The 5,144-nt window shown below is 33.8% G+C and carries 5 protein-coding genes and 2 tRNA genes; 2 read left to right on the forward strand and 5 right to left on the reverse strand.

Annotated elements, in window-relative coordinates; translation table 11 throughout:
• The coding region (locus M4Z11_RS06380; protein WP_249677680.1) for a hypothetical protein at positions 1 to 187 on the reverse strand (187 nt) is incomplete at its 3' end.
• Between the two features lie 626 nt (positions 188 to 813).
• On the opposite strand from M4Z11_RS06380, the gene M4Z11_RS06385 reads away from it, so the two are divergent.
• Complete coding sequence (locus M4Z11_RS06385) at positions 814 to 1,395, forward strand: hypothetical protein (RefSeq protein WP_249677682.1); 582 nt, start codon at positions 814 to 816, stop codon at positions 1,393 to 1,395.
• A gap of 1,102 nt (positions 1,396 to 2,497) precedes the next feature.
• Here M4Z11_RS06385 and M4Z11_RS06395 read toward each other — a convergent pair.
• The 3 genes from M4Z11_RS06395 to rplU form a co-directional block, all read right to left on the reverse strand.
• Positions 2,498 to 2,587: transfer RNA gene (locus tag M4Z11_RS06395), tRNA-Ser, on the reverse strand.
• Positions 2,588 to 2,655: 68 nt separating this feature from the next.
• Positions 2,656 to 2,925: a 50S ribosomal protein L27 gene (rpmA, locus tag M4Z11_RS06400; protein ID WP_249677684.1), complete on the reverse strand. Its 270-nt coding sequence runs from the start codon at positions 2,923 to 2,925 to the stop codon at positions 2,656 to 2,658.
• Between the two features lie 12 nt (positions 2,926 to 2,937).
• Positions 2,938 to 3,429: a 50S ribosomal protein L21 gene (gene rplU, locus M4Z11_RS06405; RefSeq protein ID WP_249677687.1), complete on the reverse strand. Its 492-nt coding sequence runs from the start codon at positions 3,427 to 3,429 to the stop codon at positions 2,938 to 2,940.
• 280 nt (positions 3,430 to 3,709) lie between these two features.
• On the opposite strand from rplU, the gene M4Z11_RS06410 reads away from it, so the two are divergent.
• A tRNA-Ser gene (locus tag M4Z11_RS06410) sits at positions 3,710 to 3,799 on the forward strand.
• A 76-nt stretch (positions 3,800 to 3,875) separates the two neighbouring features.
• Here M4Z11_RS06410 and M4Z11_RS06415 read toward each other — a convergent pair.
• On the reverse strand, positions 3,876 to 4,646 hold the full coding sequence (locus M4Z11_RS06415) for an N-acetylmuramoyl-L-alanine amidase (protein ID WP_249677688.1): 771 nt from the start codon (positions 4,644 to 4,646) through the stop codon (positions 3,876 to 3,878).
• Positions 4,647 to 5,144: the final 498 nt, after the last annotated feature.

Below are 5,144 nucleotides of genomic sequence, written 5' to 3' on the forward strand. Positions count from 1 at the left end.
CATCACTATCACCAAGAGCTAAACTTCTATGTATCATATCTAGATCCATGTCTAATACTTTAGGATTTCCAGAAATACGTTTTAATAAACTCTCAATTTTTTTCCGACTTTCGACAGAGCTATTTTTTGTACTGTCTGCCACAACTTCTTTCTCAAATGTGGAATTAGGAATTGAGTTTCTTCTCATGTATTTTCTCTAACCTTCAATAAATTATATAAGCCTATTCATCATTTTAACGATAAAAATATCAAATCTGAATTTAAAAACTTTTTTTATTATGATCAATATGTTTTTTATGAATCTTAGTTACCTTATTTTTAAACCATCTTTTCACCCACACAAGTATTTGCCTTGTTTGTTATGCTTTAAGATTCGTTAAGAAATCAACCATCATTCCCCATTTTATTGCCTGTATTCTCAGCGGCTTTAATCACAGCCTCCTCCAATAATACACGTCATTTTATTCGAAACACCTTTGACACGTCCTATTCCTACTTTGAGAGGTATACGTTGAGTTGTTATTTGGGGAGTCTGAGTCATATTGCTGATGTCATAAATACTCACTCCAAATATTAAAAAAAAAAAACCTGCAAACGCGAAGCATACAGAATAAATACACTCTATTTTAGATACAATACAACTAAGTACAGTAATATTATTAAACACTAAATAAAGCACACTATTAACATCAATACAAAAAACTAATATTGTGTTTGTATCTCAATCTACACCCTGTAAGCAAAGCTAACTGTTCATAATTGTATTAACTAAACGAATCTATTATGTAATAGAAAAAAAGGGGGGAGAATGTAATGATACACATCACCAAATTTATAGTTTTATTATCTGTCTTAATACTATTTGGATGTACTAATGTAGATAATCTAGATCAATATGATACACTCTACGAAAAGTACGTGAGCAAAAAATACGAAGATTCTGAACACTTCGAAAAGATGCAAAAAGCATCAGCATATATATACTCCCGTGGTTATGATAACTTCTTTTCAAGATTTCATCTAGTACGCCATCGTCATATACTTATGACTTTGTGTGGACGCTACGCAAACTTATTACAAGGTGATTATAATAAAGAGATGGCATGGGCAAATTTGCCGACACACATACATACACTACGTCATAACTATAATTGGAAAGAAGATATTTTCGTTTTGGCGCAAAATACATCCAATGATCTTACAAACCCAATGTTTAAGCACGCAAAAAAATTCCTTACTTCTCCTAATGGCATGAACCCAAAAACACAAATGGCAGATCTCATATCTACAATAGATGCAGCAATTACTCTACCCTCTTATAGCGAACTAATCAAAAAGGTGCCACAATTTTGTACAGACATTCAAAGAGTATATAATATAATGGGATCCCTTTAGTATCATTTAGATAGATGCATAAAGAAATTAAGTAAGAAATATCGGTAGTTTTGAGAGTATTTCATTGATAATCACAGAAAGAACTGTTTCTAATCCTTTTCCATGACATACTCCTATATCGAAAGCGTACATAGTCGATCACAACATACAACTCCTATTATAGGTAATCTTGTTCCTGCCAATGAGACAGTAAAATTTATTATTCTAGCAAAGCTTCCTTCCCCCTTGTAATGAATAAAACGACTAATATTTTTGTAATTATGATTTTCTCTTAAGAGATCACACAATTTAATGCTTTCGGTGATACAATCAGCATGGGAGGCATTCCTTTTTGCTCATAGCCCAAAGCTACATCAAGCGATACGAACTAAATTTCATCCCGCTTTATCACAAAAGTTCTCGACTAACAGGCTGAGCATTAAACTATTCTATATCCCCATTAGCAAAATCTGCTGAAGAATCACATTGAGCTAGCAATTCATCAAGAGTGGTGCAAAAAAACACCTGTAGTCTCACAATCAAGAGCCCATTATCAATAGTTAAGCCAACTTTAATATTTTCCGCAGAGTAAAAAACATCAAGCAATGCAAGCGATATAGAGAACGTAACTGACCGTTAAACTTGTTATAAATTTGTTGTATACATAAAATACACTTTCTAAACCTTATATACTAAAAACCACTATTCTATAGCTTCTTACCTTTTGCAAAAAATATTTTTGAAGAACATTCAGAGCAATATGCATTGAATTGACAAGAGGCTTCTCTTGGAAATGAAACATTTATTTGTGAGAAAATCAAAAAAAGTTTTAGCAATTTATTTCGTGAAGCATACAATGCAGAAAGTATTTAAAATTAGCTCACGGATTGAGTAAATTAGCAGAAATATGTGCTGCTAACGTTGGTGTTACAGTTTCGCAAATGAAAGCAATCTTTAGTAGATAGAAGATAGCATGGCATCGCTCTACACTCAAACAACTGATAGAATACAACTGGCAATAGAAGCTATCAAAAATTAAGGGTAGGATAAAAGAAACAGAGTAAAATCAATAGAAACAAAAATCTCTAACTTTCATAAATTAACCTATTGATTTTTTGATCTCTGGCGGAGAGAGAGGGATTCGAACCCTCGATATGGTTTCCCATATACACGCGTTCCAGGCGTGCGCCTTCAACCACTCGGCCACCTCTCCAAAGGCTTACACTATACCTAGAGAGAAATAACGTGCAAGCTTAAATCCTATATATATTGACATCTCGCTTATTTTGCTGTTTCTGCTCCAGGAATAACTGAAACATAAGAACGGTTACTTGCTTTTTTGCGAAAAGAAACTATTCCATTTGAAAGAGCAAAAAGAGTGTGATCTTTTCCAATACCAACATTATCACCAGGATGCCAACGTGTACCACGCTGACGAATAATGATATTTCCCGCAACAACGGCTTCACCACCAAATTTTTTAACGCCAAGACGCTTTGATTCCGAATCACGACCATTGCGCGAAGATCCCCCTGCTTTTTTATGTGCCATAACTGTTTTCCTTTAATTCTTTTCACCTTTTGATGTCTCAGAAACTACCTTTTTTGACGTGGCCTTTTTTTCAGTAGTTTTTTTAGCAGTTTTGCTAAGAGAAGCAGAAACTTTTGTTTCTTTTGATGCTTTTACTTTGTTATTAACCGACTTTTCAGTTAATTTTTTAGTTGCTTTTTGTATTTTTGAAGCATCATCTGAAACTTCTAAAATACGCAACGTTGTCAATTCTTGGCGATGACCACGAGTACGCTTTGAATTTTGACGACGACGTTTTTTGAATGAGATAACTTTACGTGCACGCCCCTGCTCTACAATTTCAGCAGTAACTACAGCGCCCGCAACAAGAGGTGTGCCAACAGTTACATTATTTTCTTCATGGAGCATCAATATATTATTTAACTCAATGATACTCCCCACATCACCAATAATTTTTTCGACTTTTATGACCTGGTTTTCAGTAACACGGTACTGCTTCCCACCAGTTTTAATGACTGCGAACATTTTTTATCCTTTCGTTCGATCCAGCTCTTATTTTACTTTATCAACAGAGAAAACAGGCTGCTTTTTATCAGTCTTAATGGTTTAAAAGGTATAGAAAACACCCATAAAACACAAATATGCGCAAATTACTTTACGCTCACACGTAAATATATATGATAGAATTTCTATTCTATGTCAAGAAAAGCCAATCAAAAAGCAAAAAAAGAACTTGTATTCGAAGAAATTGGAGATTATCAAACCGTCATTAACTTAATATAAAATTTATTGCATCTTAAAATACGGAGAGATGGCTGAGTGGTTGAAAGCACCGCACTCGAAATGCGGCATAGGGGTAACTCTATCGGGGGTTCAAATCCCTCTCTCTCCGCCAGATATTAATAAATTAATACCACCAGCGAACTGTTATCGTAATCACAAATATTTTAATAAAAATAAGCTAGATTATTTTAAGAAAAATACTTGTCTACCAATGCATAAAGAACCGCTGCTGTTTCGGCATCCAAAATCCCATCATAATTGTTTTGCCGGAAATGAAGCTGAAATGCTCGAATTAATGTCCGATATCCATTTTTTGTTTTTGCAATTGCAGTATCATACCCATATTGCTTAAGTTTAGCAATAATATCTGCTTTCGCAGGAAGATTCTTACAGAATTGTGTTTGATAGCAATTCTTCAATTCATCATCATACCATGCTCCTATACCTACTGTATAAAGCTCTTTCCATGGAAAAGCAGCACCTGGATCGCTTTTTCTATCAGGAGCAATATCACTGTGACCAACAACATTTGTTGGAGTAATACCAGGATAACGTTGTAGAATATTTAACGCAAGCTCTTTAACCGCATCAATTTGCATAGGATTATAGGGAGGGAATATAGGCATTCCATTCATATCATTATCAGTCACCACATTGACTATTTCAATTCCAATAGATGTATCGTTCAGGTCACTTTTCCCAGCCCATGAGCTAATGCCAGCATGCCATGCACGTTCATTCTCATCAACCAAATTAAAAATACGCATATCTTTAAACCCCGCTTCAATATACGTTTTCTCCAAAGGATCAGGAACAAGATAGTGTGAACTAACCTTAGTACCTGTAAGAGCTGCAACCGACTCTTTAAAATCAATTGCAGTGTAATGCATAACTAGAAAACAAACTCGACGATTAAAACTTTTAATAGAACGATAACTATTGTAATCAATCTGATACATAGCAAAACTCTTCCTTTCTAATCCACTCATACCACTGCGCAATCGCAATAGATTGGTATAATGTTAGAATTTGTGCTACTCTTCTAAAAATTATTGATACACAGTATGATTAGATTTATAATATTTGAAAGTAATTGAATAATTTAAATCACACTCACTACTAAAAATAGATCTCTTTATATAATCATAGAGAGAAACTCTCAAAATCACCTATTACATCCACGCTCTGTACAAAACCTCAACACCCATCTCTTTATCTAAATAATGTGATTTACATTCAAATCCATCAATGGAACTGCGAGCGGTCTCTTGAGACTAATCAAAACGAAATAACACCATTCACTTAAAGTATTATTTTAAAAAATTTCATGACAATTTTTTGACAATTTTATTATTTTTTTGTGTGAAGTTTTATTGTTTTATATTTATCTGTTATTTTCTGTATTTACAGCGGACATTTTATGTTTTTTTTAGAGTTTGATTTTTATGAGCAGCTTT

Source organism: Bartonella bilalgolemi (assembly GCF_023500045.1).
In the GTDB taxonomy this organism is placed as follows: Bacteria; Pseudomonadota; Alphaproteobacteria; order Rhizobiales; family Rhizobiaceae; genus Bartonella; species Bartonella bilalgolemii.